The organism is Enterobacter sp. N18-03635 (assembly GCF_004006055.1).
Taxonomy (GTDB): domain Bacteria; phylum Pseudomonadota; class Gammaproteobacteria; order Enterobacterales; family Enterobacteriaceae; genus Enterobacter; species Enterobacter vonholyi.
Map to the genome: position 1 here is coordinate 2,846,125 of NZ_CP034769.1, position 26,327 is coordinate 2,872,451.

Below are 26,327 nucleotides of genomic sequence, written 5' to 3' on the forward strand. Positions count from 1 at the left end.
GTTGTCAGTAAAATTTAGCTCTATGTTGCTACAGAGCCCTCAATGTTTCAACGAGTAGTAGATCTTTTCTGCCAGCCCTTGCGAAATACCCGGCACTTTTGCAATTTCCTCCATGCTGGCGTTGAGTAATCCTTGCAATCCGCCCATATATTTCAGCAGCATCTGGCGACGTTTTGGCCCCACACCTTCAATCGTTTCCAGGCTACTGGTATTTTTCACCTTCGCCCGTTTTTTGCGGTGACCGCTGATGGCATGATCGTGTGATTCATCGCGAATATGCTGGATGACGTGAAGCGCCGGCGAATCCGGCGGCAGGCTGAAGCCCTCACCTTCCGGCTCGAAGAACAGTGTCTCCAGCCCGGCCTTACGATCGGCCCCTTTTGCGACACCCAGCAGCAGCGGATGGTTTTTATCCCAGCTGACATCAAGCGATTCAAATACCGCTTTCGCCTGCCCGAGCTGCCCTTTCCCACCGTCAATCAGGATCACATCCGGGATTTTGCTCTCCTCAATGGCTTTACCATAGCGACGACGCAGCACCTGATTCATCGCCGCATAGTCATCGCCCGGCGTGATGCCGGTGATGTTATAGCGACGATACTCGGCGCGCAGCGGGCCGTTAGCATCGAACACCACGCAGGAGGCCACCGTCTGTTCCCCCATCGTATGGCTGATGTCGAAACACTCCATCCGTTTCACTTCCGGCAGCTTCAGCAGCGTTGCCAGGGCCGTTAAACGCTGGTGCACCGTCGACTGCTGCGATAGCTTAGTGGTGAGCGCCGTCGCCGCGTTGGTGCGTGCTAGCTTCAGATAACGCGCACGATCGCCGCGCGGTTTGGTTTGTACATTGACCCGACGGCCCGCCAGCTCAGAGAGCGACTCGCCCAGCAGGGTTTTATCGTCAAGATTAAAATCGAGCAGGATCTCAGAAGGCAGCGTGCGCATCTGGCTCCCCTGCAGATAGAACTGGCCGACAAAGGTTTCCACCACTTCACCCAGTTCGGTACCGCCAGGCACTTTCGGAAAATAGCTGCGGCTGCCGAGCACTTTGCCCTGGCGAATAAACAGCACGTGCACGCAGGCCATCCCGGCGTCAAAGGCTACGCCGATAACGTCGAGATCGTCACCGGTATTCGAGACAAACTGTTTCTCAGTGACTCTGCGCACCGCCTGGATTTGGTCGCGGATCCGTGCGGCCTCTTCGAACTCGAGTGCGGCACTGGCTTTTTCCATCCGCGCGATAAGCTGCGTTAAGACCTGATCGTCTTTTCCTGCTAAGAACAGGCGCACATACTCCACCTGCTGAGCATACTCCTCTTCACTCACCAGCCCGGCTACACACGGCCCCAGGCAGCGACCAATCTGGTACTGAAGGCACGGGCGCGAGCGGTTACGGTAAACGCTGTTTTCACACTGGCGGATTGAGAAGATTTTTTGCAGCAGCGCCAGCGTTTCACGCACGGCATAGCCGTTAGGGAACGGCCCGAAATATTCACCCTTTGCATGTTTCGCACCGCGGTGCATGGCGAGGCGCGGATGGGTGTCGCTGCTCAGAAAAATAAACGGGTAGGATTTATCATCACGCAACAGGACGTTATAGCGCGGCTGGTAGAGCTTAATATAGTTGTGCTCTAACAGCAGCGCTTCTGTCTCCGTGTGCGTGACGGTGACATCAATATTCTGGATGAGTGAGACCAGCGCTTCGGTCTTACGGGAGGCCAGGTTGCTGCGAAAATAGCTGGAGAGACGTTTTTTAAGATCTTTTGCCTTCCCCACGTAGATAACCGTACCGCCAGCGTCATACATGCGATAGACGCCAGGCTGGCTGGTTACGGTTTTCAGAAATGTTTTTGAATCGAACACATCACTCACTGACTTAACAACGTCTCCGCATTACACAAACCATGCCGGATGGCCAGATGCGTCAGTTCCACATCACCATGAATGTTCAGTTTACTGAACATACGGTAACGATAGCTGTTGACCGTTTTCGGGCTGAGATTCAGCTGTTCCGAGATCTCATTCACCTTCTGACCTTTAGTGATCATCAGCATAATCTGCAATTCACGCTCGGACAAACTGGCAAACGGTGATTCGGTTTTCTCGGGCTCGATCTGGCTCAGGGCCATCTGCTGTGCGATGTCGGAAGCAATGTAACGCTGTCCGGCATACACGGAACGGATCGCATTGACGACCTCCTGCGGCGCAGCACCTTTACTCAGGTAGCCCGCGGCGCCCGCCTGCATCACTTTCGCGGGCAGTGGGTTTTCGGTATGCACGGTCAGCATGATGACTTTTGTATCAACAAAAGTACGCGCGATTTTGCGTGTTGCTTCAAGACCACCGATACCGGGCATGTTCATATCCATCAGTACCACATCTGCCGAGTTTGTGCGGCACCATTTTACCGCATCTTCGCCACAGCAAGCCTCACCGGCAACTTTAATACCTTTAATATCTTCAAGAATGCGTCGTATCCCTGCGCGCACCAGTTCGTGGTCATCAACAAGAAGGACGTTGATCAAAGGAAATGTCTCCAGAATAGGGATAACGCTACTGAGTGATAATTTGGTTTATATTAACGGTTTTCCTCACAAGATTAAAACGTTAAAAAACCGGCTATTCGATTTTGCTCTCGTTTTTGGAAATTAGGCTGTACAGTCCGTGGAAACAGAGACCATGCAGTCAGGGCTTTTGCAGCTTTTTTTAAGCATCTGTATTCAAAAAGTTACAAAAAACTTGCAGGCTTTTCCTGCAAAAAAACAGTTCTCAAATTTTTGTAACAATAATTAACGGCAAGCGAACCGGGCATAAACAATTAATAGCCTTTAACGGCGGTTAAGTTTACCGGTACGTTCTGTTTACGCAATTAAACATCCACGTAAAAGTACAAAAAACAACCACTGCATTTTTTGCTTCAGCTTGTGGTATACTCCGCCGCCTTGACTTTCGTCGTCGCGCTTTAGCGCCGTTTAATAATGAGGAAAATAAATGAGCACACCTGAATTTGCCACTGCGGAGAATAACCAGGAACTGGCACAGGAAGTAAACTGCCTGAAAGCATTGCTAACGTTGATGCTGCAGGCGATGGGCCAGGCTGATGCCGGTCGTGTGATCATTAAAATGGAAAAACAAATCGCGGAGATGGAAGACCAGGCTGAATCTGCGGTATTTGCTAACACCGTTAAGCAAATCAAACAAGCCTACCGCCAGTAACAAAAAACGGCTGGATGCAGTGCATTCAGCCGTTCCCTCGTCTGTCACGCAGAACGTATTATCCTGTCAGATCAGCCCCGTTGCCGCCGCGTAACACGCAATCTGGGTTTTGTTAGGCGCATTGAATTTCTTCTGCATATTTTTCTGATGGAAGTTAACGGTATTCTCTGAGATAGAGAGAATGATCGCTATTTCCGCTGACGTCTTCCCTTCCGCAGTCCATTTCAGAATTTCGCGCTCGCGTTTACTGAATTTCATTTCTGGCGGCATGACCATCTCATCTTCAAAACGCGTCAGAGACGTTAAAGCCATTTGCACCAGCATTTGCAACCGCAGTTCTATTTCCTCACGGGCAAATGGCCCTTCCTTAAGACTCGTACGAGATACTGACAGGAAGCCAAGCGCGTGGTTAGGCAGCATCAGGCACTGCGTTATTCCCGCGCGTAAACCGTGGTCCTGGGCGCTATGCCATAATTCCTGCGCCTCGGCAAATAATGCGTCTGTCCAGGGTAGATGACCCTGGATGAAATTTTCTGCTTTTAAAACCGGATCGATAGCGAAATAGTTCGCGGAATGATATTGCGCCATCCACGGCTTTGGATAAGTAGTCTGCAAAGAGATTTTAGGGCGCGTAAAGGGCACGGGATGCCGCACGCAGAGCGCGTAATAATCGAATTCCAGCGCCTGAGTTTGCCGCTCTAGCTCCTGATATACCTCATCGGTACTCGTCAATTGCTGAAACCGGAGTGAGCAGTCCCGTCGCCAGTTGAAAAAGTCTGAATCCTTCATACTTACTAAATGAAGCCTCTGAAAAGATAATCATTATTATGGTGAATATAAACTAACACATAAAACTTTTTTCTAACTGCAAAATATCGGCAATAGCCCAATTAACTTTAGTATTCATAAGGTTTATCCGAGCTGGGCGGAATAAAAAATCAAAGGACGGCGCCCGTAGGGAGAATAATTTGCTCCAGCCTAAATTTCTGGAGCAAATTAGTGCATAAATGCTACTGCATAAGGAATTTTTCAAGGAACTGACGGGTTCGCGGCTGTTGAGGATTGGCGAACAGACTTTTCGCCGGCCCCTGCTCAACAATCCGTCCCTGGTCCATGAAGATGGCTCTGTCAGCAACATCGCGTGCAAAGCTCATTTCATGCGTTACGATCACCATCGTCCTTTTTTCCTGCGCCAGCTGGCGAATGGTGTTCAGCACTTCACCCACCAGTTCAGGATCGAGCGCGGAGGTCGGTTCATCAAACAGGATCACGTCAGGACGCATCGCCAGCGCGCGCGCTATCGCCACGCGCTGCTGTTGGCCGCCCGACAGACGGCGCGGATAGCTGGTCTCTTTCCCCGCCAGCCCGACTTTGGCGAGCAGTTCGCGCGCGCGCGCCGTCGCTTCCTCTTTTGGCTCACCTTTAACGATAACCGGCCCTTCGATAATGTTCTCCAGCACCGTACGGTGCGGGAAGAGATTAAAGTTCTGGAAAACGAAACCGACATGCTGGCGCAGGCGGCGAATTAAACCTTTCTGCTGGCTAATGGATTTCCCGGTATCAATCGTTATCTCGCCTACCCGGATGGTGCCGCCTTCCGGCTGTTCAAGCAGGTTAATGCTGCGCAGCAGCGTCGTCTTTCCCGAACCGCTTGGTCCGATAATCGCCACCACTTCCCCCTGCTCTACTTCCAGATCGATCCCGTGGAGCACCGTTTGACCGTGGAATTTTTTCACCAGGTTTTTGACGTCGATAGCACTCATTTTGGATCACGCTCCTGGCGGTTAAGCTGGTTTTCGAAGTAGTTTTGCAGAGCAGACAGTACCGTCGCCATCACCCAGTAAATTAGCGAGGCGGCCAGATACATGGTAAAGACTTCAAGCGTGCGCGAAGTAATAAGCTGTGCCTGACGGAACAGTTCCGGAACCTGAATCGTTGCTGCCAGGGAAGTATCTTTCACCAGGCTAATAAAGCTGTTGCTGAGCGGCGGTAGCGCCACGCGCGCCGCCTGAGGCAGAATGGCCCGGCGCAGCGTCTGCCATGGCGTCATCCCGATACTGGCTGCTGCTTCCCACTGCCCTTTGTCAATGGAGGAGATGGCCGCACGCAGGGTTTCAGAGGTGTACGCCGCGGTATTGAGAGACAGACCAATCATCGCTGCCGGAATCGGATCCAGCTCGATACCAAACTGCGGCAAGCCGTAGTAGATCATAAAGAGCTGGGCGATGAGCGGCGTACCGCGAAACACGGAGATATAAAAACGCGCCAGCCAGCGCACCGGCAGGATGGGCGACATGCGCATTAAGGCCAGCACAAATCCCAGAACCAGCCCAAAGAACATCCCGCCGATACTGAGCTGTAACGTAAATACCGCACCTTTCAGCAGATACGGCAGAGAATCAATAACCAGTTGAATACTTTCTTGCATTATTATTTTTCGACCTGACTTTTAGACATGAGGATGGTAGGCAAACAGCGCAGGCGCCCCGCCGGTATGGACAAATAAAATCGGCCCTTCATCCTTAAAGCGTTTCTGCGCAATGCCGTCAATCAGTCCGGCCATCGCTTTGCCGGTATAGACCGGATCGAGTAATATCCCCTCGAGGCGCGCCAGCAGCTTCACCGCTTCCATGCCCTCTTCGTTAGGCGTACCGTAACCCGGCGCAAAATAGTCATCCCAGAGCAGAATATCGGCCTTTGCCTTCAGCTCCAGCTGCTCTGCGACCGCCTGCTGTAACGTAACCACTTTTGGCTTCTGATCCGCTACGCTGCGGGACACCGTCACCCCGATAAGCTCGACGTCCGGCAGCAGTTGTTCGAGCCCCACCGCCAGCCCGGCATGCGTGCCCGCGCTTCCGGACGCGACAACCACGGAGGAGAGGCTCACTGCGCCCTCGCACTGCTGCGCAATTTCCAGCGCACTTTCCACATACCCCAGCGCGCCCAGCGCGTTCGAACCGCCGACGGGAATAACGTAGGGGCGGAACCCCTGCGCTTCCAGACGCGTCGCCAGCTCGTCGAGCTGGGCGGCCGGATCGGTCAACGCATCCACCATTTCGACCTGCACATTAAACAGATCCAGCAGCAGGCGGTTACCGTTGGTGAGATAGTTTTCTGCCCGCGTGCCAATCGGGTTTTCCAGCAATGCCACGCAGTGGAGCCCAAGCTTTGCCGCCACGGCCGCCGTCTGGCGAACGTGGTTGGACTGGATGGCCCCGGCGGTAATGAGCGTATCCGCGCCTTCGCGCAGGGCGTCAGCAGCCAGAAACTCCAGCTTGCGCAGCTTGTTGCCCCCCATCGCCATCGGCGTCACGTCATCACGCTTAATAAAAATATCGCGCCCTAAATAATCAGAAAATCGCGGCAGGTACTCCAGCGGCGTCGGCGCGCCGATGAACTCCAGGCGGGGAAAGCGCGTTAAATTCTGTAGTGACATGGGTTCTCCGGTAACTCTGACAAAATGTGATATTTTTCATTATGCACGCAGACGCGAAAGAAATAAAAAAGGCGCTTTTAAAAGCGCCTTTTTTTACGGCAGAAACTTATTTCGTGACGTCTGCACCGAACCACTTCTCGGAGAGCGCTTTCAGGCTACCGTCTTTTTGCATGTCAGCAATCGCTGAATCAATCGCTTTAACCAGGTCTTCGTTACCTTTACGAACGGCAACGCCTGATTCCTGACGAGAGAACGCATCACCCGCTACCGCCAGGGTATTGTTGGTTTTCTTCACCAGATCCAGCGCGGCCAGGCGGTCAACCAGAATGGCGTCGATACGGCCCACGCGCAGATCCTGGTATTTCGTCGGGTCATCATCATAGGTGCGGATATCAACGCCCTGCACGTTCTGGCGCAGCCACTCTTCATAGTTAGTACCCAGACCAACACCGACTTTCTTCCCTTTCAGGTCCGCGGCAGTTTTAATTCCGCCTTCGTTGCCTTTCTTCACCAGCGCCTGAATACCGGACACGGTGTACGGGGTAGAGAAGTCATATTTCTTCTTACGCTCGTCAGAAATGGTCACCTGATTGATCACCACATCAATACGTTTGGAATCCAGCGACGCCAGCATACCGTCCCACTTGGTCGGTTTCAGGGACGCTTTCACGCCGAGGTGCTTCGCCAGCTCTTCAGCAAACTCCACTTCAAAACCGGTCAGCTTACCGTCATCGCCCTGGAAGCTGAACGGAGGATAGGTTCCTTCCAGCCCGACCAGCAGCGTACCGCGCTCTTTTACTTTATTCAGCAGGTTTTCTGCGGCGAACGTTTTCACGCTCATGCCCGCAACCAGCGCAACGGCCATAACACCCATCAGCGCCTGACGACCCAGAAGTGCAAATTTCATAAATACCCCGATATAGTGGAATTTTTACGTAGTGTAGAGAAATCGCCTGCAACGTCAAAGGCGACTGCGCTACATCTTATTCTTTTTTAATATATATCAGAAGTTGTTCCGGCGTGGGCTTTCTGCTTTATGGCACCCGGCATTTGTACCTTGTATTGCGCATACTTGCGCAGCGCAATTCGGTAGTTGTTGGTGCTGGTCGCAGGCAGCCACGGCTCCAGATTTTCATCCAGATAACCGGTTTTCAGCAGATCGCGAGAAATATTGTTTACGGTCAGATGTTGCCCAAGGCGGCGCAGGCGAACGACATATTCGCGAACGGTGCCGTGGCTCATCTCCGTTTGTTCAAACAGGAACTGCTTGAAGCCGATAATATCGAAGAAGTCGCTTTGCTCTTTGCAGTGGAGATCCCCACAGAAACGGCAAAGCGCCACCCACTCTTTTTGCTCTTCGAGCCATGCTGCTTCGTCCATCAACGTGTCGAGACGCGAAATCGCAATCTTATTGACGATTTCGCCCCGGCGAACCAGCGTGATACGATCGAGTAACTTGTTACAGTGGGCGCAATGCGTCTGGCTGTGTTTAAAGTCTTTCAGGTAGCGGCTTAAAGGCCGTCTTTTAGATTGCTGCACCGTCATGATAACTCCTGGTTGTCAATACGTTGTGCGGCATTTTTAAGGTGAATCAATCACCTATAACTTACCCAGCTTGGTTCGTAAGCGTTTAATGGCCTGGCTGTGCAGCTGGCTCACCCGCGACTCTCCCACCTCCAGAACAGCGCCAATCTCTTTGAGGTTAAGCTCTTCCTGGTAATAAAGGGTCAATACCAGCTGTTCGCGTTCAGGCAGAGCTTCAATAGCCTCCATGACGCGCTGGCGTAAATTCCCTTCCATTAAATGGTGTAACGGGTTCTCCTGCTGGTGCTCGTCCGTCACCAGCTCGATGCTATCGCCATGCTCTTCGCGCCACTCATCATAAGAGAAGAGTTGGCTATTATTGGTATCGAGCAACATCTGACGATACTCTTCAACAGCAATCCCAAGACGTTCCGCCACTTCGGTTTCCGTTGCGTTACGTCCCAGTTCCTGTTCCAGCTGCCCCATCGCATGCGCCACTTCGCGCGCGTTGCGGCGAACACTGCGCGGCACCCAGTCGCGGCTGCGCAGCTCGTCCAGCATCGCACCACGAATACGCTGAACTGCGTAAGTCGTAAATGCCGTTCCTTGCAGAGCGTCGTATCGGTCAACTGCATTCAATAACCCGATACCGCCCGCCTGTAGCAGATCGTCGAGTTCCACGCTCGCCGGCAAGCGCACCTGGAGGCGCAATGCTTCGTGACGCACCAGCGGGACATAACGCTGCCACAGCGAGTGTTTATCCATTACACCTTCAGCGGTATAGAGTGAATTCACGATAAACAGCCCTGCGTTAGTTGAGTTATCGGCATGATTATCCGATTCTGCAGGGCGTTCAATTGGATGAAAAAGGGGGATAAAGTGAGGTTATTCTGAGGTTGCCCACAACAGGGGCAACTTTTCTGCCTAAATTAACAGTTGTAACAATGAAAGATCGTCGCCCAGTTTGACGCTATCTATATGTTGATGAAAGAGCTTTCCTGCTTCCTGATTATGCTGGCTAAGGGAGTGGAAGCTGTAAATAACATCAATGATATTATCTTGTTCAATTTTCCCCGCCACGAGTGCCTGACCGGCAAGTAACGTTTTAAGGAAATAGAACTCCGCAACGATTAAATAAAGGTTATTCAACATGCTGCGGCCGTTGTTCTGCGGGAAGCCCTGCTCCCACAGTTTGTATTTAAAAAAGTTCTTGAATAAATGGTCATTGGTCGCCAGATAACTGCCCGCCACATCGCGCCAGACGGACTCGATGTTTTCCATGACCTTCTCTGCCGGCACGGTGTCACCCGCAGACTCAAATTGTTGATAAAGCTGGGTAAAATAACGGTTTAATACCTCACCGCCGCGGGCTGTTACTTTCTTCGTGAAGTAGCTCTGGATGAGCGAAATTAACGCGAACTTCAGGCTATAGTTCTGATTAAAGCCGCTTAATTCCGTTTTGATTTTACCGCTCACCAGTTCGTTAACCAGTGAGAAATAGACCGTTTCGAGCGTGCCGATATTCTCTGCGATATTATCGAGCTTTTCCGCCACCATGAGGAATTTCACTACGGCGTAAACCTGTTCTTCAACGCTGACGCCCTCAACGCTAAAAATATTCTGGCAGAAGAGATTGATGACCTTGGCCTTCAAATCAATCATCGGCGCATTATTGACGTCCTGCTGAACAATGACAGATTCCATCAACGACATAGACTCCCGATCGTTCAACAGAAGTCGGGTCACTTCCGGACACGACAGGTTCAGCGATTTTTCGATTTCATTTTTATAGACCCGGCTTGTCCGTGGAAATGTCGAACAGGTTGGGCTTAAGGCCTGGACGCCCATGGCGCCATGAACAGAACAGAGTTTTTCCGTATCCATAAACGGGCAGTTTTTACTTTCCGTATGGAAAATCACTTCACCCCAGTGGTCATAGTTTTTTTTGGTGACTTTTATCGCCGTTTTCGCCGTCTGACGAATAGCGGCATTTTTACTGTTCAGATAGCGATTAACGGAGGATTTATCAAACGCGATGGTCCAGCCCTGACAACAATGTTCACGGCATTCCCCACCGACACATGAAAAATCTGCGACCAGCTTTGGTTGAGTGACACTGATTTGTTTCACAGGCGGATTCTCAAATAGCAGAGATAAAAAAACCCCGCCGAAGCGGGGTTTCACGCGTAAAATTAACGCAGCAGAGACAGAACGGTCTGTGGAACCTGGTTTGCCTGAGACAGAACAGAAGTACCAGCCTGCTGCAGGATCTGCGCGCGGGACATGTTGGAAACTTCAGTTGCGTAGTCAGCGTCCTGGATACGGGACTGAGCAGCAGACAGGTTGTTAGAAGTGTTGTTCAGGTTGTTGATTGCAGAAGTGAAACGGTTCTGCACAGCACCCAGGCCAGAACGTGCTTTATCAACTTTAGCGATAGCTGCGTCGATGGTGCCCAGGTCGGTAGCGGTCATAGTTTTCAGGTCGATAGCGTTCACGCCCAGAGTGGTGGTGTCAGCTTTAGCACCGCTCAGGTCCAGATCGATGGTGTCGCCGTCGTTAACGCCAACCTGAATTTTAACTACGCCAGCAGTACCAGCAGTGCCGTCCAGCAGTTTGATGCCGTTGAAGTCAGTTTTGCCCGCAACGCGGTTGATTTCAGCCAGACGAGCGGTAACTTCATCCTGCAGAGAAGCCAGGTCAGAGGTGCTGTTGGTGCCGTTGCTTGCCTGAACAGCCAGTTCACGAACGCGCTGCAGGTTGTTGTTGATTTCGTTCAGAGAGCCTTCAGCAGTCTGCGCCATGGAGATACCGTCGTTGGCGTTACGTGCTGCCTGGTTCATACCTTTGATCTGAGCGGTCATGCGGTTTGCAATCGCCTGGCCAGCAGCATCGTCTTTCGCGCTGTTAATACGCAGACCGGAAGACAGACGCTCGATAGCAGTGCCCAGAGAAGACTGAGATTTGTTCAGGTTGTTCTGAGTGGTCAGGGACAACAGGTTAGTATTGATAACTGCCATAATTTTCTTTCCTTCAAAAATTGGGTTTTAGGTCCGGTGCCTAACACTCACAGCGTCTCTCACCGTCAACAAGGTTATCGACGGGTCCCCAAAAGACTTTAGAATCAATTTTGAAAAAATTACAACCAGCTGATTATTAACAGATTTATTTTTAAAAAATCAATTAAGGTCCAACAGAGCGTTATTATTTATGCTTTTTTAACGCGCAAAGAGATGACTAAAAAGGCACACACTTATTCGTGTTTTCAAAGCGCAGATAATGATCCTAAAGTGCAATCCTTTCATTTACCCCGCCAGGACGCGTCTATTCTTTGGATTATTTTTTTCTCACCATCGTAAACTTTTACGTTGAGAGGCCGATAAGAGTCCTGAACTACTTTCGTATTTTAAGGAAAATATGCATGGCTACTATCAGTAACCTCGGGATAGGTTCTGCAGGACTCGGGGATTTATATAATCAGTTGGATGCAGCAGAAAGAACCAAGCTGACGACGATTACTTCCCAGCAATCAACGTATAACGCGCAGTTAAGCGCTTACGGCAAGCTGCAGAGCGCCATGACATCGCTGCAGACCGCGACCGCTGCGCTGGGTAAAGCAACCACCTGGAACTCAACGTCCGTTAGCAGTACCAATACGGCCTTTACCGCCACGACAACGGCTGACGCATCTGTCGGTTCCTTTGTTGTAAACGTCAACCAGGTTGCCAAGGCACAGGCACTCACTACCGGCTCCTATGCAAACAACACGGATCTGCTGGGCGATACGACAGGTACAACGCGTAAAATCACCATCACCCAGCCGGGCACGAAAACGCCTTTAGAGGTCACCCTGGCGGATGGCGATACGTCTCTGGCCGGGATCGCGAGCGCCATTAATAAAGCGAACGGCAACGTCACCGCCAGCGTCATTAAAGCGAAAGACGGTGATTACCGCCTGATGCTGTCATCTAAAACCACCGGTACGGATGGTGCGATGACGGTAAGCGTCACTGGCGACGCCAAGCTGCAAAGCGCCATTGGCTACGACTCAACCACCAAAACGGGCGCGCTGACGGTGAACACCGACGCGCAGAACGCGATTGTGGTAGTGAACAACATCTCCATCGAGCGCCAGTCGAATACCATTACCGATGCCCTGCCTGGCGTGACTTTCTCGCTGAAAGCAGAAAGCAAGGCAGATGAAACATTAGAGGTGACTCGCGCAACGGATGCTAACCAGAAAGCGATCACGGACTGGGTCACGGCGTATAACTCGCTGCAGTCCACCATTAACAGCCTGACGAAATATGTTCCGGTTGATGCTGGCTCCGGCAGCCAGTCAGCCAGCAACGGGGCACTTGTTGGTGATGCGAACGTGCGCGGGATCCAGTCTCAGCTGCGCGGCCTGCTGACCGAAGTGCAGAGCGGCTCGGTACAGATCATGGCCCAGCTGGGGATTACCCAGGACCCGGTAAAAGGTTCTGACGGTACCGTCGGTAACCTGAAAGTCGATACCGATAAGCTGAAAAAAGCGCTGACCGATAACCCGAACGCCGTACAGCAGTATTTTGTCGGTGACGGAAAGAAAACCGGTATGGCCACCCAGATGAACAACACGCTGACCACCATGCTCAGCACCAGTACCGGTAGCGCCGGGGTGATCCAGAACGCGAAAGACGGGATCAACAAAACGCTAAAAACGCTGGGTGAGCGTTACGATGCTATGGAAGCCACTATTGATGCCACCATGGCGCGTTACAAAACCCAGTTCACCAGTCTGGACGTATTAGTCACCAAAATGACCAGTACAGCCAACTACCTGACCCAACAGTTCTCACAAAAGTAGTCGTAGCCTTCAGGAGTGGATATGTATAAGACCTCTGGTGTTCAATCCTATCAGCAGATAGGAGTCGAAAGCGCAGTCATGAATGCCAGTCCACACCAGCTGATTGTCATGTTATTCGACGGGGCGCATAGCGCCCTTGTTCGCGCGCGTTTGTTCATGGAAGCCGGACAAATTCGTGAGAAAGGCGAAGCGTTAACGAAAGCCATCAACATCATCGACAACGGTTTAAAAGCAGGACTGAACATGGAGGTTGAGAGCGAGTTGTCCGGTAATCTTGCCTCCTTGTACGAATATATGGTTCGACGTTTGTTGCTGGCGAATGTCAGTAACGACGTAGACGCAATTGTTGAAGTCGAGGGTTTATTAAACAACATTGCGGATGCGTGGAAGCAAATCGGCCCCAATGCGTCCTCTATTTCAGGATAATTTTGATGAATAATCCCAGCGCAGCGCTTAGCCACTGGCAGGCGTTACATGCTCAGAGCATTGCTATGCTCAATCTCGCACATTCTGGTCAATGGGATGCGCTTATCGAGCAGGAAATGCATTACGTTCAACTGGTGGAAAAAATTTCGCAAACACCCATCATGTCATGCCCTCCGGCTCAGGTTGAGCAAGCGCGTGCGCTGCTGGAAATGATCCTTGAAAATGAGAATGCGCTAAAGGCTCTGCTGAAAGTCCGGATGGACGAACTGCGTAATCTGATTGATCAAACCGGTAAACAGCAATCCATCACGTCTACCTATGGAAAGCTGTCCGGGAATATTCTTTATCCAGAAAGTTTGACCCGCGACACACAACTATGATTTCTTCATCCATACTCCAGAAGTCTGCCAACTGGCTTCTGGAGCAAGGATGATGAAAAACCCCACCCTGTTACAATGTTTTCACTGGTACTACCCTGCTGGCGGTGAATTGTGGCGAGAGGTCACGGCGTTAGCTCCCAATCTTAACGAAATCGGCATCAACATGATCTGGCTGCCGCCCGCCTGTAAAGGGGCATCCGGCGGGTATTCTGTCGGCTATGACACCTATGACCTGTTCGATCTTGGCGAGTTTGACCAGAAAGGCAGTATCGCCACGAAATATGGCGACAAAGCACAGCTGCTGGAAGCCATTGATGCCCTCAAGAGCAACGACATTGCCGTGCTGCTGGACGTGGTGGTCAACCACAAAATGGGCGCCGATGAAAAAGAGCCCGTGCGCGTTCAGCGCGTGAACGAGCAGGACCGCACGCAAATTGATGACGAGGTCATCGAGTGCGAAGCCTGGACCCGCTACACCTTCCCTGCCCGCGCCGGGCAGTATTCACAGTTTATCTGGGACTACAAATGCTTCAGCGGCGTCGACCACATTGAAAACCCCGATGAGGACGGCATCTTTAAAATCGTCAACGACTACACCGGCGAAGGCTGGAACGATCAGGTTGATGATGAGATGGGTAACTTCGATTATCTGATGGGCGAAAATATCGACTTTCGCAATCACGCCGTGACCGAGGAGATCAAATACTGGGCCCGCTGGGTCATGGAACAGACGGGCTGCGACGGTTTTCGTCTGGACGCCGTCAAGCATATTCCCGCCTGGTTCTACAAAGAATGGATTGAGCACGTCCAGGAAGTTGCCGACCAGCCGCTGTTTATCGTGGCGGAGTACTGGTCCCATGAGGTGGATAAACTTCAGGCCTATATTGACCAGGTCGAAGGCAAAACCATGCTGTTTGATGCCCCCCTGCAGATGAAATTCCACGAGGCGTCACGTCAGGGTCGGGATTATGACATGAGCCAAATCTTCACCGGTACCCTGGTAGAAGCCGATCCGTTTCATGCGGTCACCCTCGTCGCGAACCATGACACCCAGCCTTTGCAGGCGCTGGAAGCGCCGGTCGAAGCCTGGTTTAAGCCACTGGCTTACGCGCTGATCCTGCTGCGGGAAAATGGCGTGCCGAGCGTCTTTTATCCGGATCTCTTCGGCGCCAGCTATGACGACGCGGGAGGTGACGGTGAAACGTACCATATTGATATGCCGGTCATTGAGCAGCTTCACGAGCTGATTCTCGCGCGCCAGCGTTTTGCCCACGGCGTGCAAACGCTGTTTTTCGACCATCCAAACTGCATCGCCTTCAGCCGCAGCGGTACGGAAGACGATCCCGGCTGCGTGGTGGTGATGTCGAACGGGGACGACGGTGAAAAAGTGATTTGTCTTGGGGAAAACTACGGCAACAAAACGTGGCGGGATTTTCTCGGCAATCGCGAAGAAACCATCACCACGGCGGCGGATGGCGAAGGGACGTTTACATGCAAAGGCGGAAGCGTGAGCGTGTGGGTAATAGAGGAAGCGCTGTAGAACGGGAAACGTGCGGCCTGATGCCCTCACCCCGTTCCTCTCCCACAGGGAGAGGGCGTAAAAACCAAAAACGGCAACGAGGTTGCCGTTTTGCTTTTACCCTTAGGGCAGTTTACTCTCCAGCGGATTCTTGCTCAGGTAATCGGCACACTCAACCGTTGGGCCATCGACCTTCTGCAGCTCCAGCCCGTCGTACTCAAGCGTCGAGCCATCGCGCTCCAGCGGATAGATATCCAGCTTACGCGTCACGTTGTAATAACTGTCTGAACGCAGCATGATTTTACCCGGCACGGCAATCACGCGCTGCCACTGACGGCAGTCCAGCGTATCGCCCTCCTCCGTCACCACCAGCGTGGCAATCGCCTTCGGACTGACCATGTTGCTCTGCGGCCCTTTCGACTGCCAGTATCCCGCCAGGTGCGCCGGGACAGGGTGCTTGATCACGTCTTTATAATTATCGACCTGAACGCACCCGGTCAGTGCCAGCAGCGCGCCAGCAATTGCTATTTTTTTCATCATCTTTCCTGCATTCGAAGAAAAAAATATTGTGGCATTAAAGCGCTGCGGCTGCCAGCGGAGATCGACAGGTCTTAAACCTGCATCCCCATCACTTCCTGATAGGCCGACACCAGCTTATTACGCACCTGGATCCCCATCTGCAGGGAAACCGAGGCTTTTTGCAAATCGGTCATCACATCATTCAACGCCACGCCCGGCTCGCCGAGGGTGAACTTCTCGGCCTGAGTGCGCGCAGCGGTCTGGGTATCACTGATACGGTCAAGAGCGGCATGCAGTTGCCCTGCGAAGCTGATGCTCGGCTGCTGATCTGCCACATTCTGATTACGGGCCGTCATTGCCGTTGCCTGCAGCTGACTGATTACCCCTTCAATGCCCTGTATAGCCATGACTCTCCCCTGGATGGTTTTTTACGCGGTCAAGACTAACAGCTTGTCAATAAGATAATGGCGGTAAATAGCATGAAAAAACCAGGTTATTTGACGCATAGAAAATCACGAATCATCAAATAATGGCAGGGCCATCAATATGGAACTTTTGTCGTGTTTGCCGACCCGGGAGTCAGTTTTGTTTCTCTACACGAATAACGTAAACCACCAGGATTTAAGAGGTGCGCAATGAGTGCAACAGCATCGACAGCGCCGCAGAATAAATCACTCGAGTGGATGAACCGCCTTCGCGCGAATCCTAAAATCCCGTTGATCGTGGCAGGCGCTGCCGCAATTGCGATCCTTGTAGCGATGGTCCTGTGGGCGAAAAGCCCTGATTACCGGACGCTCTACAGCAATCTTTCCGATCAGGATGGCGGCGCCATCGTCACCCAGCTTACCCAGATGAACATCCCTTATCGCTTTGCCGATAATGGCGGTGCGCTTGAGGTACCGGCAGATAAGGTGCACGAACTGCGTCTGCGTCTGGCTCAGCAGGGTCTGCCGAAAGGCGGCGCGGTGGGCTTTGAGCTGCTGGATCAGGAAAAATTCGGTATCAGCCAGTTCAGCGAGCAGGTGAACTACCAGCGTGCGCTGGAAGGTGAACTGGCCCGCACCATTGAAACATTAGGCCCGGTGAAGAGTGCCCGCGTGCATCTGGCGATGCCTAAGCCTTCCTTATTTGTCCGCGAACAGAAATCACCTTCGGCTTCCGTGACCGTGAACCTCGAACCCGGCCGTGCGCTGGACGAAGGGCAAATCAGCGCGGTGACGCACCTCGTCTCCAGCGCCGTGGCCGGTCTGCCGCCGGGTAACGTGACGCTGGTTGACCAGAGCGGTCACCTGCTGACGCAATCCAATACCGCCGGTCGCGATCTGAATGACGCGCAGCTGAAATATGCCGCCGATGTCGAAAGCCGTCTCCAGCGTCGTATCGAAGCGATCCTGGGCCCGGTAGTGGGCAACAGTAACGTGCACGCGCAGGTAACCGCCCAGATCGACTTCGCGAATAAAGAACAAACTGAAGAACAATACAGCCCGAACGGCGATGCGGCTCAGGCGGTGATGCGTTCGCGCCAGATCAACACCAGCGAGCAGATTGGCGGTGCAAACCCGGGCGGCGTGCCGGGCGCGCTGTCTAACCAGCCTGCCCCGGCTAACGCGGCGCCGATCACTACGCCGCCGGCCAATCAGCAGAACGGTCAGCAGACTAACCAGCAGACCACCTCAACGGCGAATAACAGCGGCCCACGAAACACCAGCCGTAATGAAACCACGAACTACGAAGTGGATAGAACGATTCGCCACACTAAACTGAACGTGGGCGATATTCAGCGTCTTTCCGTTGCGGTAGTGGTGAACTACAAAACGCTGGCGGATGGCAAACCGTTGCCGTTGACCGCCGAGCAGATGAAGCAGATTGAAAACCTGACCCGTGAAGCGATGGGTTACTCCGAGAAGCGCGGCGATACCCTCAACGTGGTGAACTCACCGTTCAACTCGGTTGATGAGACCGGCGGCGAACTGCCGTTCTGGCAACAGCAGGCGTTTATCGATCAGCTGATGTCCGCAGGACGCTGGCTGCTGGTGCTGATTGTCGCGTGGCTGCTGTGGCGTAAGGGCGTTCGTCCGCAGCTCCAGCGCCGTGCTGAAGCCGAAAAAGCGGCTCGCGAGCAGATGAATGCGCGTCAGGAAACGGAAGAAGCAGTTGAAGTGCGCCTCAGCAAAGATGAACAGATGCAGCAGCGTCGTGCTAACCAGCGCATGGGCGCTGAGGTCATGAGCCAGCGCATTCGCGAAATGTCAGATAACGATCCGCGCGTCGTGGCGCTGGTCATCCGCCAGTGGATGGGTAACGAACATGAGTAATACGCTTACGGGCACCGATAAAAGCGTCATCCTGCTGATGACCATTGGCGAAGATCGTGCGGCAGAGGTGTTTAAACACCTCTCCCAGCGAGAAGTGCAAATTCTCAGTGCGGCCATGGCCAACGTGCGTCAGATCTCCAACAAGCAGCTGACCGAAGTGCTGGCAGAGTTTGAACAGGAAGCCGAACAGTTTGCCGCGCTGAACGTCAACGCCAACGACTACCTCCGTTCCGTGCTGGTCAAGGCGCTGGGCGAAGAGCGTGCCTCCAGCCTGCTGGAAGACATTCTGGAAACCCGCGATACCGCCAGCGGTATCGAAACGCTCAACTTTATGGAACCGCAGAGTGCCGCCGACCTTATTCGCGACGAGCACCCGCAGATTATCGCCACCATCCTTGTCCACCTCAAACGTGGTCAGGCGGCCGATATTCTGGCGCTGTTCGAAGAGCGTCTGCGTCACGATGTGATGCTGCGTATCGCCACCTTCGGCGGCGTCCAGCCGGCCGCGCTGGCGGAGCTGACCGAGGTGCTGAACAACCTGCTCGACGGCCAGAACCTCAAGCGCAGCAAAATGGGCGGCGTGAGAACGGCGGCGGAAATCATCAACCTGATGAAAACGCAGCAGGAAGAGGCCGTCATTACGGCGGTTCGCGAATTCGACGGCGAGCTGGCACAGAAAATCATCGACGAGATGTTCCTGTTCGAAAACCTCGTCGAAGTGGACGATCGCAGCATCCAGCGCCTGCTACAGGAAGTGGATTCCGAGTCGCTGCTTATCGCCCTCAAAGGCGCCGAGCAGCCGCTGCGCGAGAAGTTCCTGCGCAACATGTCTCAGCGCGCGGCCGATATCCTGCGCGACGACCTTGCCAACCGCGGCCCGGTTCGTCTTTCTCAGGTGGAAAACGAACAGAAAGCCATTCTGCTTATTGTTCGTCGTCTGGCGGAAACCGGCGAGATGGTGATTGGCAGCGGAGACGACACCTATGTCTAATGAGCTGCCGTGGAAACGCTGGACGCCGGACGATCTGGCACCTCCCCTCTCCGAGTTCACGCCAGCCGTGATACCGACCGAGGAGCTTGACCCGGACGTCGAGCAGCCCGAGCTGAGCGAAGAAGAGCAGCAAGCTCAAATGCTGGCTCAGCTGCAAATGCAGGCGCACGAGCAGGGTTACAATGCCGGTCTGAACGAAGGCCGGCAGAAAGGCCACGAGCAGGGATATCAGGAAGGTCTGGCGAAAGGGTTAGAGCACGGTATCGATCAGGCGCGCCAGCAGCAGGCGCCGATCCATGCCCGCATGCAGCAGCTGGTCAGCGAGTTCCAGCACACTCTTGACGCGCTGGACAGCGTGATTGCCTCACGACTGATGCAGATGGCGCTGGAAGCCGCGCGTCAGGTGATCGGCCAGACGCCCGTGGTGGATAACACCGCACTTATCAAACAAATTCAGGGTCTGCTTCAGCAGGAGCCGCTGTTCAGCGGGAAACCTCAGCTGCGCGTCCATCCGGACGATCTGCAGCGCGTGGAAGAGAGCCTGGGCGCGACGCTAAACCTGCACGGCTGGCGTCTGCGCGGTGACCCGTCGTTACATCATGGCGGCTGCAAAGTCTCTGCCGATGAAGGCGACCTGGATGCCAGCGTTGCTACCCGCTGGCAGGAACTGTGCCGCCTGGCGGCACCGGGAGTCGTCTAATGACCGCTCGCCTCACCCGCTGGCTCACCACGCTCGACAACTTTGAGACGAAGATGGCGCAACTGCCATCTGTTCGTCGTTATGGACGACTCACGCGCGCCACCGGGCTGGTTCTCGAAGCCACCGGCCTCCAGCTGCCGCTGGGTGCGACCTGCGTGATTGAGCGTCAGGATGGTCTGGAAACGCGCGAAGTTGAAAGCGAAGTGGTCGGGTTTAACGGCCAGCGCCTGTTCCTGATGCCGCTTGAAGAGGTGGAAGGCATTCTGCCCGGCGCGCGCGTCTATGCCAAAAACATTTCTGGCGATGGGCTGCAAAGTGGGAAACAGCTGCCGCTTGGCCCTGCCCTGCTGGGCCGCGTGCTGGACGGCAGCGGTAAACCGCTCGACGGCCTGCCCTCCCCGGACACCACCGAAACCGGTGCGCTGATCACCCAACCGTTCAACCCCCTGCAGCGTACCCCTATCGAGCATGTGCTTGACACCGGCGTGCGCCCGATTAACGCCCTGCTCACCGTGGGACGTGGACAACGTATGGGCCTGTTCGCCGGGTCTGGCGTGGGTAAATCCGTTCTGCTCGGCATGATGGCGCGCTATACCCAGGCCGATGTGATCGTCGTGGGGCTGATTGGCGAACGCGGTCGTGAAGTAAAAGACTTTATTGAAAACATTCTGGGTGCGGAAGGCCGTGCCCGCTCGGTGGTAATCGCCGCGCCGGCGGACGTGTCGCCGCTGCTGCGTATGCAGGGTGCCGCGTACGCCACCCGCATCGCCGAAGATTTTCGTGACCGCGGCAAGCACGTGCTGCTGATCATGGATTCCCTGACCCGTTACGCGATGGCGCAGCGTGAAATCGCGCTGGCCATCGGTGAGCCACCGGCAACCAAAGGCTACCCGCCTTCGGTATTCGCCAAACTTCCTACGCTGGTGGAACGCGCGGGGAACGGCATCAGCGGCGGCGGCTCCATCACCGCGTTCTACACGGTTCTGACGGAAGGCGATGATCAGCAGGACCCGATTGCCGACTCCGCGCGCGCGATCCTTGACGGTCACATTGTGCTGTCGCGTCGTCTGGCCGAAGCCGGGCACTATCCGGCGATAGATATTGAAGCCTCTATCAGCCGCGCAATGACGGCGCTGATTACCGAGAAGCACTACGCTCGCGTGCGTAACTTCAAACAACTGCTTTCCAGCTTCCAGCGCAACCGCGATCTGGTCAGCGTGGGGGCGTATGCCAAAGGCAGCGACCCGATGCTCGACAAGGCGATTAGCCTGTGGCCGCAGCTGGAAGCATTTTTGCAACAAGGCATTTTTGAACGCGCCGACTGGGAAGATTCAATTCAGGCACTGGAGCTGATTTTCCCGCAGGTGTAACACAGGTGGAGGGCGAAGGTCATGGCGCAAAACAGCGCGTTATCAACGCTGAAAGATCTGGCTGAAAAAGAAGTTGATGATGCCGCATTGCAGCTTGGCGCAATGCGACGCGGGTGCCAGCAGGCTGAAGAACAGTTGAAAATGTTAATCGACTATCAGCATGAATATCGCACCAACCTCAATACCGATATGACACAGGGCATTGGAAGCCAGCGCTGGATTAACTATCAGCAGTTTATCCAGACGCTGGAGAAGGCGATAGATCAGCATCGCCAGCAGCTTAACCAGTGGACCCAGAAAGTCGATACCGCGCTGAATTTCTGGCGCGAGAAGAAGCAGCGGCTGCAGGCCTGGCAGACTTTACAGGACCGACAGATCGCGGCAACGACCCTGGCGGAAAACCGTCTGGATCAGAAGAAAATGGATGAGTTTGCCCAGCGCGCATCAATGAGGAAACCGGAATGATCACACTGCAACAACTGCTGATGAGCGACAGCGACCTGTCAGGCGGCACGCAAACAGGGAAAGGCACCGACGGTGCTCAGGACTTTCTCTCTCTGCTGGCGGGCGCCCTGTCGGACGCAACGGGCAAGGGCAAAGATGCGCCGCTGACCCTGGCTGACCTGAAAGCCGCCGGCAGTAAACTGTCAAAAGTGGCCCAGGACGCAAAAGGTGATACCACCCTGCAGGCCAAAATTGCCGACCTGCTCTCGCGCCAGACGGCGCTGAATGGCGATGATACGTCGCCCGTCACGTCGCTTGATACGCTGGTTTCGGGGCTGGTGCCGCTGTCTAAGGGCGACGCGCTGAAGACGCTCAATGCGGCGAACAGCAAAGATGACGGTAAAAGCGAGCTGAGCGAAGAAGAACTGGCCGGATTAAGCGCCCTGATGGCGATGCTGCCTCACCAGCAAACTACCGCCTCTCGCGCGGCAGGCAGTGAGGGCGTTTCCGCCACCTCAACGCTGAGTTCCGCGACGCTTTCGCAAAACGGCGTGGGCCAGCCGTCCCTGAACGCGTCCGCGGGAAGCCACGATAAAGCGCAGAGTTCTACGCCTTATCAGAGCCAGGCGAAAACCAACGAACCCGCTCTGTCGGGCAACGTGCCTGCTACACCGGCCGTGGCCGCAGCAGCAGAGAAGCAGGAGCTCGCCAGTTCGTCCTCCTCATCATCACCAACGGCCACCCTGGCACCGATTATGTCCAGCCATACGACCAGCCAGACGGCCGCTACCATTGCCACCGCGCCGGTGTTAAGCCAGCCTCTGGGAACCCACGAGTGGCAGCAGTCTCTGAGCCAGCACATCACCCTGTTCACTAAGCAGGGCCAGCAGACGGCAGAGCTGCGCCTGCACCCGGAAGATCTGGGTCAGGTGCAAATTTCGCTTAAGCTGGATGATAACCAGGCGCAGTTACAGATGGTCTCAGCGCACAGCCATGTTCGTGCGGCGCTGGAAGCCGCGCTGCCGGTACTGCGGACCTCACTGGCGGAAAACGGCATTCAGCTTGCACAGAGCAGCGTCAGCAGCGAGAGCTTCGCCGGGCAGCAGCAGTCCTCATCCCAGCAGCAGCACCAGGCTTCGCGTTCCGGCAATACCGGCGGTTTTAATGAAGAGAGCGATGAGTTGCTGCCTGTTCCTTCCGCCCTGCAGTCCGCAGCGCGCGGTAACAGTGCCGTAGACATCTTCGCCTAAACGCCAGAGGTAGCGTGATTATCCCCGTCTTTTCCACGCTTTGACGACAGCAGGACACGGGATAATCACCTTATTAAGCTGTACCGAAACAGGAAGCTCGTATCAGATGACTGACTCCGCTATCACCAAAAAAAGTAAGCGTTCCATCTGGATCCCGCTGCTGGTGTTGATCACGCTCGCCGCCTGCGCTACCGCGGGCTATAGTTACTGGCGTATGCAGCAGGAACCGACCACCGCTGCGGCCAAAGCTGAAGCACCTCCTCCGCCGGCTCCAGTGTTCTTCCCGCTGGATACCTTCACCGTCAATCTCGGTGATGCGGATCGCGTGCTTTACGTTGGCATTACGCTGCGCCTGAAAGATGAAGCCACCCGTTCACGTCTGAACGATTACCTTCCTGAAGTGCGTAGCCGTCTGTTGCTGCTGTTCTCTCGTCAGGACGCTTCGGCGCTGGCCACCGATGTGGGTAAGCAAAAGCTGGTCGACGCTATTAAACAAACGCTGGCGACCCCGCTGGTAAACGGCCAACCTAAGCAGGAAGTCACTGACGTTCTGTATACAGCATTCATTCTGCGGTAACGACATGGGCGACAGTATTCTTTCTCAGGCAGAAATCGATGCGCTGCTCAACGGCGACAGCGATAAAAGTGATGATCCGCAACCGGGTATTGGCGGCGATAGCGATATTCGTCCCTATGACCCGAATACCCAGCGTCGCGTGGTACGTGAACGTCTGCAGGCGCTGGAGATCATTAACGAACGTTTTGCACGTCAGTTCCGTATGGGGCTGTTTAACCTGCTGCGTCGTAGCCCGGATATTACGGTCGGTGCGATCCGCATTCAGCCGTACCATGAGTTTGCCCGCAACCTGCCGGTGCCAACCAACCTTAACCTGATTCATCTGAAGCCGCTGCGCGGCACCGGTCTGGTGGTGTTTTCGCCAAGCCTGGTGTTCATCGCGGTGGATAACCTGTTCGGCGGCGACGGGCGTTTCCCGACCAAAGTAGAAGGTCGTGAATTCACCCACACCGAACAGCGCGTTATTAACCGCATGCTGAAGCTGGCGCTGGAATCATACAGCGACGCGTGGAAAGCGATTAACCCGCTGGAAGTGGAGTACGTCCGTTCTGAGATGCAGGTGAAATTTACCAATATCACCACCTCCCCGAACGATATCGTTGTTAACACGCCGTTCCACGTGGAGATCGGTAACCTGACCGGCGAGTTCAACATCTGCCTGCCGTTCAGTATGATCGAACCGCTGCGCGAGCTGCTGGTTAACCCGCCGCTGGAGAACTCCCGCAACGAAGACCAGAACTGGCGTGAAAACCTGGTCCGCCAGGTCCAGCATTCGCAGCTTGAACTGGTGGCGAGCTTCGCCGATATCCCGCTGCGGTTATCTCAGATCCTGAAATTACAACCCGGCGATGTTTTGCCGATAGAAAAACCCGACCGCATTATTGCCCATGTGGATGGTGTCCCCGTGCTGACAAGCCAGTACGGCACGATTAACGGTCAGTATGCGTTACGCGTTGAGCACTTGATCAACCCGATTTTGAATTCGCTGAATGAGGAACAGCCCAAATGAGTGACATGAACAATCCGTCCGATGAAAACAGCGGAGCACTGGACGATCTGTGGGCTGACGCGTTAAACGAGCAAAAAGCGACCCCGGCCAAAAGCGCAGCGGATGCCGTATTCCAGCAGCTCGGCGGCGGTGACGTCAGCGGCACGCTGCAGGACATCGACCTGATCATGGATATCCCGGTTAAGCTGACCGTTGAGCTGGGACGCACCCGTATGACCATTAAAGAGCTGCTGCGCCTGACGCAGGGTTCCGTGGTGGCCCTTGACGGTCTGGCCGGTGAGCCGCTGGATATCCTGATCAACGGCTATCTGATTGCCCAGGGTGAAGTCGTAGTGGTTGCCGATAAATACGGCGTGCGCATCACCGACATCATTACCCCGTCTGAACGTATGCGTCGTCTGAGCCGTTAAGCATGAAAACCCAGGCAACAATATCACAGCCTTCTGCCGTTCCCGGCTCACCTCTGCTCCAGGTGAGCGGGGCGTTGTTCGGTATTATTGCCTTTATTCTTATCGCCGCCTGGCTGGCAAAACGCTTTGGCCTGGCGGGTAAAACCGCCGGTGCCCGCGGCCTGAAGGTCAGCGCCAGCACCACCCTGGGTCCACGCGAACGCGTGGTCATCGTCGAGGTGGAAGATGCGCGTCTGGTTCTGGGCGTAACGGCCTCAAACATCAGCGTATTACACAAGCTGCCGCCCGCCCCTGTTGTGGTGGACGAGCGCGCAGAGGCCCCTGCGGATTTTCAGTCCGTCATGAAGAGTTTGCTTAAGCGTTCCGGGAGATCCTGATGCGCCGTTTGTTATCCCTGACGCTTGCGGGCGTTGCCCTGTTTGCTCCCGCGGTCTATGCACAGCTGCCCGGTCTGGTCTCAACCCCTCTCGCGGGCGGCGGACAAAGCTGGTCACTTCCCGTTCAGACGCTGGTGTTCATCACCTCGCTGACGTTTATTCCGGCCATCCTGCTGATGATGACCAGCTTCACCCGCATCATCATCGTTTTCGGTCTGCTGCGAAACGCGCTGGGCACCCCTTCCGCTCCGCCAAACCAGGTTCTGCTCGGGCTGGCGCTGTTTTTGACCTTTTTCATTATGTCGCCGGTGATCGATAAGATTTATACCGACGCCTATCAGCCGTTCAGCGAAGACAAAATCTCCATGCAGGAGGCGCTCGATAAAGGCGCACAGCCGCTGCGGGAATTTATGCTGCGCCAGACGCGCGAAGCCGACCTGGCCCTTTTCGCCCGCCTGTCCAACACCGGTGAGCTGCAAGGACCGGAAGCGGTGCCAATGCGTATTCTGCTGCCCGCCTATGTCACCAGCGAGCTGAAAACCGCGTTCCAGATTGGCTTTACCATTTTTATTCCGTTCCTGATTATCGATCTCGTGATCGCCAGCGTCCTGATGGCGCTCGGGATGATGATGGTGCCGCCCGCGACCATTGCCCTGCCGTTTAAGATCATGCTCTTTGTACTGGTCGACGGCTGGCAGCTGCTGGTCAGCTCGCTGGCGCAGAGTTTCTACAGTTAAGGAACGGCAATGACACCCGAATCGGTCATGATGATGGGCACGGAGGCGATGAAAATCGCGATTGCCGTTGCCGCGCCGCTGCTGCTTGTCGCGCTGGTTACCGGTCTGATTATCAGTATTCTGCAGGCCGCCACCCAGATAAACGAAATGACGCTGTCATTCATCCCGAAAATCATCGCCGTGTTCGTGGCGATCATCGTAGCCGGGCCGTGGATGCTGAACCTGTTGCTGGACTATATGCGCAACCTGTTTACCAACCTGCCGTACATCATCGGCTGACCTGA

Annotated in this window: 30 protein-coding genes; 17 read left to right on the top strand and 13 right to left on the bottom strand. The window is 54.5% G+C overall.

Annotation, left to right across the window (positions count from 1 at the left end; translation table 11 throughout):
* Positions 1–39: 39 nt before the first annotated feature.
* Positions 40–1,872 carry an excinuclease ABC subunit UvrC gene (uvrC, locus tag ELK40_RS14315; RefSeq protein WP_127731504.1) on the bottom strand — a complete coding sequence of 611 codons (1,833 nt, stop codon included), beginning with the start codon at positions 1,870–1,872 and terminating at the stop codon, positions 40–42.
* Positions 1,869–2,525 (bottom strand): UvrY/SirA/GacA family response regulator transcription factor, encoded by a 657-nt coding sequence (uvrY, locus tag ELK40_RS14320; protein WP_111964857.1) that lies wholly within the window; start codon positions 2,523–2,525, stop codon positions 1,869–1,871. The genes uvrC and uvrY overlap by 4 nt, the downstream gene beginning before the upstream one ends.
* 466 nt (positions 2,526–2,991) lie before the next feature.
* Between uvrY and ELK40_RS14325 the strand changes: the two genes are divergently transcribed.
* The gene (locus ELK40_RS14325) at positions 2,992–3,216 is read left to right on the top strand and encodes a DUF2594 family protein (protein ID WP_008500345.1); all 225 of its coding nucleotides are present in this window, start codon (positions 2,992–2,994) and stop codon (positions 3,214–3,216) included.
* 66 nt (positions 3,217–3,282) lie between these two features.
* Here the strand turns inward: ELK40_RS14325 and sdiA are convergent, their stop codons facing one another.
* The 9 genes from sdiA to ELK40_RS14370 form a co-directional block, all read right to left on the bottom strand.
* Positions 3,283–4,005, bottom strand: a complete 723-nt coding sequence (gene sdiA, locus ELK40_RS14330) for a transcriptional regulator SdiA (RefSeq protein ID WP_127731506.1) — start codon at positions 4,003–4,005, stop codon at positions 3,283–3,285.
* Positions 4,006–4,226: 221 nt separating this feature from the next.
* Positions 4,227–4,979 (bottom strand): L-cystine ABC transporter ATP-binding protein TcyN, encoded by a 753-nt coding sequence (gene tcyN / locus ELK40_RS14335; RefSeq protein ID WP_008500343.1) that lies wholly within the window; start codon positions 4,977–4,979, stop codon positions 4,227–4,229.
* Positions 4,976–5,644 (bottom strand): cystine ABC transporter permease, encoded by a 669-nt coding sequence (tcyL, locus tag ELK40_RS14340; protein WP_014884380.1) that lies wholly within the window; start codon positions 5,642–5,644, stop codon positions 4,976–4,978. Before tcyL ends, tcyN begins: the two co-directional genes overlap by 4 nt.
* Before the next feature lie 21 nt (positions 5,645–5,665).
* The gene (dcyD, locus tag ELK40_RS14345) at positions 5,666–6,652 is read right to left on the bottom strand and encodes a D-cysteine desulfhydrase (protein WP_111964859.1); all 987 of its coding nucleotides are present in this window, start codon (positions 6,650–6,652) and stop codon (positions 5,666–5,668) included.
* Between the two features lie 106 nt (positions 6,653–6,758).
* Complete coding sequence (gene tcyJ / locus ELK40_RS14350) at positions 6,759–7,559, bottom strand: cystine ABC transporter substrate-binding protein (RefSeq protein WP_023336163.1); 801 nt, start codon at positions 7,557–7,559, stop codon at positions 6,759–6,761.
* 86 nt (positions 7,560–7,645) lie between these two features.
* Entirely contained in the window at positions 7,646–8,197 is a 552-nt protein-coding gene (fliZ, locus tag ELK40_RS14355; protein ID WP_008500339.1) for a flagella biosynthesis regulatory protein FliZ, read from the bottom strand.
* Between the two features lie 54 nt (positions 8,198–8,251).
* A complete protein-coding gene (locus ELK40_RS14360) occupies positions 8,252–8,971 on the bottom strand; it encodes an RNA polymerase sigma factor FliA (RefSeq protein ID WP_014170714.1) in 720 nt (239 codons plus the stop codon).
* A gap of 129 nt (positions 8,972–9,100) precedes the next feature.
* Entirely contained in the window at positions 9,101–10,306 is a 1,206-nt protein-coding gene (gene fliB / locus ELK40_RS14365) for a flagellin lysine-N-methylase (protein WP_127731508.1), read from the bottom strand.
* A gap of 62 nt (positions 10,307–10,368) precedes the next feature.
* Positions 10,369–11,193, bottom strand: coding sequence for a flagellin (locus ELK40_RS14370; protein WP_111964862.1), 825 nt, complete (start codon positions 11,191–11,193; stop codon positions 10,369–10,371).
* 401 nt (positions 11,194–11,594) lie between these two features.
* On the opposite strand from ELK40_RS14370, the gene fliD reads away from it, so the two are divergent.
* The 4 genes from fliD to amyA are packed head-to-tail and all read left to right on the top strand — an operon-like array spanning position 11,595 to position 15,365.
* Entirely contained in the window at positions 11,595–13,019 is a 1,425-nt protein-coding gene (gene fliD / locus ELK40_RS14375) for a flagellar filament capping protein FliD (protein WP_127731510.1), read from the top strand.
* Positions 13,020–13,040: 21 nt separating this feature from the next.
* Entirely contained in the window at positions 13,041–13,445 is a 405-nt protein-coding gene (gene fliS, locus ELK40_RS14380) for a flagellar export chaperone FliS (protein ID WP_033145898.1), read from the top strand.
* A 5-nt stretch (positions 13,446–13,450) separates the two neighbouring features.
* The gene (gene fliT, locus ELK40_RS14385) at positions 13,451–13,825 is read left to right on the top strand and encodes a flagella biosynthesis regulatory protein FliT (RefSeq protein WP_033145899.1); all 375 of its coding nucleotides are present in this window, start codon (positions 13,451–13,453) and stop codon (positions 13,823–13,825) included.
* A 52-nt stretch (positions 13,826–13,877) separates the two neighbouring features.
* Positions 13,878–15,365 (top strand): alpha-amylase, encoded by a 1,488-nt coding sequence (gene amyA / locus ELK40_RS14390; protein WP_111964881.1) that lies wholly within the window; start codon positions 13,878–13,880, stop codon positions 15,363–15,365.
* A 102-nt stretch (positions 15,366–15,467) separates the two neighbouring features.
* On the opposite strand, the gene yedD is transcribed toward amyA, so the two are convergent.
* Together yedD and fliE are read right to left on the bottom strand one after the other, a co-directional pair.
* Positions 15,468–15,881: a lipoprotein YedD gene (gene yedD, locus ELK40_RS14395; protein WP_127732811.1), complete on the bottom strand. Its 414-nt coding sequence runs from the start codon at positions 15,879–15,881 to the stop codon at positions 15,468–15,470.
* A 74-nt stretch (positions 15,882–15,955) separates the two neighbouring features.
* On the bottom strand, positions 15,956–16,270 hold the full coding sequence (gene fliE, locus ELK40_RS14400) for a flagellar hook-basal body complex protein FliE (protein ID WP_008500329.1): 315 nt from the start codon (positions 16,268–16,270) through the stop codon (positions 15,956–15,958).
* 228 nt (positions 16,271–16,498) lie between these two features.
* On the opposite strand from fliE, the gene fliF reads away from it, so the two are divergent.
* The 12 genes from fliF (at position 16,499) to fliQ (ending at position 26,322) form a co-directional block, all read left to right on the top strand.
* Positions 16,499–18,178 carry a flagellar basal-body MS-ring/collar protein FliF gene (gene fliF / locus ELK40_RS14405; RefSeq protein WP_115875726.1) on the top strand — a complete coding sequence of 560 codons (1,680 nt, stop codon included), beginning with the start codon at positions 16,499–16,501 and terminating at the stop codon, positions 18,176–18,178.
* On the top strand, positions 18,171–19,169 hold the full coding sequence (fliG, locus tag ELK40_RS14410; protein WP_059346984.1) for a flagellar motor switch protein FliG: 999 nt from the start codon (positions 18,171–18,173) through the stop codon (positions 19,167–19,169). The genes fliF and fliG overlap by 8 nt, the downstream gene beginning before the upstream one ends.
* On the top strand, positions 19,162–19,869 hold the full coding sequence (gene fliH, locus ELK40_RS14415) for a flagellar assembly protein FliH (protein ID WP_111964865.1): 708 nt from the start codon (positions 19,162–19,164) through the stop codon (positions 19,867–19,869). Before fliG ends, fliH begins: the two co-directional genes overlap by 8 nt.
* On the top strand, positions 19,869–21,239 hold the full coding sequence (fliI, locus tag ELK40_RS14420; protein ID WP_127731512.1) for a flagellar protein export ATPase FliI: 1,371 nt from the start codon (positions 19,869–19,871) through the stop codon (positions 21,237–21,239). The genes fliH and fliI overlap by 1 nt, the downstream gene beginning before the upstream one ends.
* Before the next feature lie 21 nt (positions 21,240–21,260).
* Positions 21,261–21,704 carry a flagellar export protein FliJ gene (gene fliJ / locus ELK40_RS14425; RefSeq protein WP_023312304.1) on the top strand — a complete coding sequence of 148 codons (444 nt, stop codon included), beginning with the start codon at positions 21,261–21,263 and terminating at the stop codon, positions 21,702–21,704.
* Complete coding sequence (fliK, locus tag ELK40_RS14430) at positions 21,701–22,933, top strand: flagellar hook length control protein FliK (RefSeq protein ID WP_127731514.1); 1,233 nt, start codon at positions 21,701–21,703, stop codon at positions 22,931–22,933. The genes fliJ and fliK overlap by 4 nt, the downstream gene beginning before the upstream one ends.
* Before the next feature lie 106 nt (positions 22,934–23,039).
* Positions 23,040–23,510 carry a flagellar basal body-associated protein FliL gene (gene fliL, locus ELK40_RS14435; protein WP_023312306.1) on the top strand — a complete coding sequence of 157 codons (471 nt, stop codon included), beginning with the start codon at positions 23,040–23,042 and terminating at the stop codon, positions 23,508–23,510.
* 4 nt (positions 23,511–23,514) lie between these two features.
* The gene (gene fliM, locus ELK40_RS14440) at positions 23,515–24,519 is read left to right on the top strand and encodes a flagellar motor switch protein FliM (RefSeq protein WP_008500320.1); all 1,005 of its coding nucleotides are present in this window, start codon (positions 23,515–23,517) and stop codon (positions 24,517–24,519) included.
* On the top strand, positions 24,516–24,929 hold the full coding sequence (fliN, locus tag ELK40_RS14445) for a flagellar motor switch protein FliN (RefSeq protein ID WP_008500318.1): 414 nt from the start codon (positions 24,516–24,518) through the stop codon (positions 24,927–24,929). Before fliM ends, fliN begins: the two co-directional genes overlap by 4 nt.
* 2 nt (positions 24,930–24,931) lie before the next feature.
* Complete coding sequence (gene fliO, locus ELK40_RS14450) at positions 24,932–25,306, top strand: flagellar biosynthetic protein FliO (RefSeq protein WP_127731516.1); 375 nt, start codon at positions 24,932–24,934, stop codon at positions 25,304–25,306.
* Positions 25,306–26,043 carry a flagellar type III secretion system pore protein FliP gene (fliP, locus tag ELK40_RS14455; RefSeq protein WP_023619313.1) on the top strand — a complete coding sequence of 246 codons (738 nt, stop codon included), beginning with the start codon at positions 25,306–25,308 and terminating at the stop codon, positions 26,041–26,043. The genes fliO and fliP overlap by 1 nt, the downstream gene beginning before the upstream one ends.
* A 9-nt stretch (positions 26,044–26,052) precedes the next feature.
* The gene (gene fliQ, locus ELK40_RS14460; protein WP_008500315.1) at positions 26,053–26,322 is read left to right on the top strand and encodes a flagellar biosynthesis protein FliQ; all 270 of its coding nucleotides are present in this window, start codon (positions 26,053–26,055) and stop codon (positions 26,320–26,322) included.
* Positions 26,323–26,327 lie beyond the last annotated feature (5 nt).

Bases quoted from the DNA above. Each gene is read 5' to 3' on its own strand.
- tcyN (WP_008500343.1), bottom strand. From the start codon at position 4,979: ATGAGTGCTATCGACGTCAAAAACCTGGTGAAAAAATTCCACGGTCAA.
- dcyD (WP_111964859.1), bottom strand. From the start codon at position 6,652: ATGTCACTACAGAATTTAACGCGCTTTCCCCGCCTGGAGTTCATCGGC.
- sdiA (WP_127731506.1), bottom strand. From the start codon at position 4,005: ATGAAGGATTCAGACTTTTTCAACTGGCGACGGGACTGCTCACTCCGG.
- fliG (WP_059346984.1), top strand. From the start codon at position 18,171: ATGAGTAATACGCTTACGGGCACCGATAAAAGCGTCATCCTGCTGATG.
- fliM (WP_008500320.1), top strand. From the start codon at position 23,515: ATGGGCGACAGTATTCTTTCTCAGGCAGAAATCGATGCGCTGCTCAAC.
- fliK (WP_127731514.1), top strand. From the start codon at position 21,701: ATGATCACACTGCAACAACTGCTGATGAGCGACAGCGACCTGTCAGGC.
- fliH (WP_111964865.1), top strand. From the start codon at position 19,162: ATGTCTAATGAGCTGCCGTGGAAACGCTGGACGCCGGACGATCTGGCA.
- fliI (WP_127731512.1), top strand. From the start codon at position 19,869: ATGACCGCTCGCCTCACCCGCTGGCTCACCACGCTCGACAACTTTGAG.
- fliZ (WP_008500339.1), bottom strand. From the start codon at position 8,197: ATGACGGTGCAGCAATCTAAAAGACGGCCTTTAAGCCGCTACCTGAAA.
- ELK40_RS14370 (WP_111964862.1), bottom strand. From the start codon at position 11,193: ATGGCAGTTATCAATACTAACCTGTTGTCCCTGACCACTCAGAACAAC.
- fliF (WP_115875726.1), top strand. From the start codon at position 16,499: ATGAGTGCAACAGCATCGACAGCGCCGCAGAATAAATCACTCGAGTGG.
- tcyL (WP_014884380.1), bottom strand. From the start codon at position 5,644: ATGCAAGAAAGTATTCAACTGGTTATTGATTCTCTGCCGTATCTGCTG.
- fliJ (WP_023312304.1), top strand. From the start codon at position 21,261: ATGGCGCAAAACAGCGCGTTATCAACGCTGAAAGATCTGGCTGAAAAA.
- fliQ (WP_008500315.1), top strand. From the start codon at position 26,053: ATGACACCCGAATCGGTCATGATGATGGGCACGGAGGCGATGAAAATC.
- yedD (WP_127732811.1), bottom strand. From the start codon at position 15,881: ATGAAAAAAATAGCAATTGCTGGCGCGCTGCTGGCACTGACCGGGTGC.
- amyA (WP_111964881.1), top strand. From the start codon at position 13,878: ATGAAAAACCCCACCCTGTTACAATGTTTTCACTGGTACTACCCTGCT.
- tcyJ (WP_023336163.1), bottom strand. From the start codon at position 7,559: ATGAAATTTGCACTTCTGGGTCGTCAGGCGCTGATGGGTGTTATGGCC.
- fliT (WP_033145899.1), top strand. From the start codon at position 13,451: ATGAATAATCCCAGCGCAGCGCTTAGCCACTGGCAGGCGTTACATGCT.
- fliP (WP_023619313.1), top strand. From the start codon at position 25,306: ATGCGCCGTTTGTTATCCCTGACGCTTGCGGGCGTTGCCCTGTTTGCT.
- fliE (WP_008500329.1), bottom strand. From the start codon at position 16,270: ATGGCTATACAGGGCATTGAAGGGGTAATCAGTCAGCTGCAGGCAACG.
- fliS (WP_033145898.1), top strand. From the start codon at position 13,041: ATGTATAAGACCTCTGGTGTTCAATCCTATCAGCAGATAGGAGTCGAA.
- ELK40_RS14325 (WP_008500345.1), top strand. From the start codon at position 2,992: ATGAGCACACCTGAATTTGCCACTGCGGAGAATAACCAGGAACTGGCA.
- fliL (WP_023312306.1), top strand. From the start codon at position 23,040: ATGACTGACTCCGCTATCACCAAAAAAAGTAAGCGTTCCATCTGGATC.
- fliD (WP_127731510.1), top strand. From the start codon at position 11,595: ATGGCTACTATCAGTAACCTCGGGATAGGTTCTGCAGGACTCGGGGAT.
- fliO (WP_127731516.1), top strand. From the start codon at position 24,932: ATGAAAACCCAGGCAACAATATCACAGCCTTCTGCCGTTCCCGGCTCA.
- fliN (WP_008500318.1), top strand. From the start codon at position 24,516: ATGAGTGACATGAACAATCCGTCCGATGAAAACAGCGGAGCACTGGAC.